Consider the following 1,033-nt stretch of genomic DNA (forward strand, 5'->3'; position numbering starts at 1 on the left):
GGAGGTCTCGCTTTAACACGAGGCTCTTGAGCTTGTTCAACTGGCGCACGACGGAACGAAAACAAACGCCGCTTGCTTAGATCAACCGATTCAGACTGGCGCATCCGAGTAATCTCTCTTTGCTGGCACAACGACTTGGTATTGTTCACTCAGGGATTGAAGTAATTCTTCAGTAAGGTTCGACAGTTTTGAGTAAGGCGTGAGAGTCACCGCTTTTTTGAAGCGCTTATTGAAAAAGCCAAACCATGTCATCAAGTGTTCGCGCAGCATTTCAGCCGCCAGTTTTTGCTGTTCAGTTTCAATCAACATGCCTAACACCATCAGCATCAAGCCGATTTGATCTTCTGGTTCACGTTGGTCAGATTCCAAAGAAAAACCACAACGCTGCAAAAAGTAACGATATTCAATGGTTGATTCACCAAACAACACCGCCTCTTTATCTAGATAAGCCGATCCCCAAGGTGGCGCTGGCATCTCACCAATACCGGCAAACATGCGATCGTGCTCCATTTGCAGTGCCTCTTCGCTCTCGTTTTGAAAGCTGCGCAGCATGTCATTAAGCGCTTCGATTGGTGTATCTGTATTGCTCAGCAACGTATCGAGGTTTGCCGCTGGGTAATCTTTAGGCTGGTAGTAAAACAGTGCACCAAACAGCTTAAGAACGATGCTGGTATCTTGTGGTTCAAGTTGAGAAATTTGCATGAAGTACCTTTGATGACTGGTGTTTTTATTCTTCGATTAAGTAAAACGGAAAAGAGGTGGGACGAACACTCGCCCCACTCTGTTAATGGTTATCAGCACAAATCACGGTTATTAGTACAAACCAGATGTAAAGTGCATACCGTAGAACACATTACGACCCAGAATCTCTGCAACGAACAAGGCAACAAATGCCACGATAACCAGCAAGTTCTTCTGACGCCCTTCTGCGGTAAACAACTCAGCGAATACCCAAAGAGCAGCAGCAAGCACAAGCAACAGCACGTGACCAGCAACATAGCCAGATAGCATGGTGATTTGATCCAAGCCACTG

1 protein-coding gene and 2 pseudogenes are annotated in these 1,033 nt (G+C 46.0%); all 3 read right to left on the reverse strand.

Annotation, left to right across the window (positions count from 1 at the left end):
- Nucleotides 1-104, reverse strand: a pseudogene (locus R7E00_RS25165) (ferredoxin-type protein NapF); the annotation flags it as partial.
- Nucleotides 91-702 carry a molecular chaperone gene (locus R7E00_RS25170; protein WP_005454964.1) on the reverse strand — a complete coding sequence of 204 codons (612 nt, stop codon included), beginning with the start codon at nucleotides 700-702 and terminating at the stop codon, nucleotides 91-93. The pseudogene R7E00_RS25165 and the gene R7E00_RS25170, both read right to left, overlap by 14 nt.
- Before the next feature lie 111 nt (nucleotides 703-813).
- Nucleotides 814-1,033, reverse strand: a pseudogene (locus R7E00_RS25175) (dimethyl sulfoxide reductase); the annotation flags it as partial.

This window comes from Vibrio sp. Vb1755, from assembly GCF_033338635.1.
Taxonomy (GTDB): Bacteria; Pseudomonadota; Gammaproteobacteria; order Enterobacterales; family Vibrionaceae; genus Vibrio; species Vibrio alginolyticus.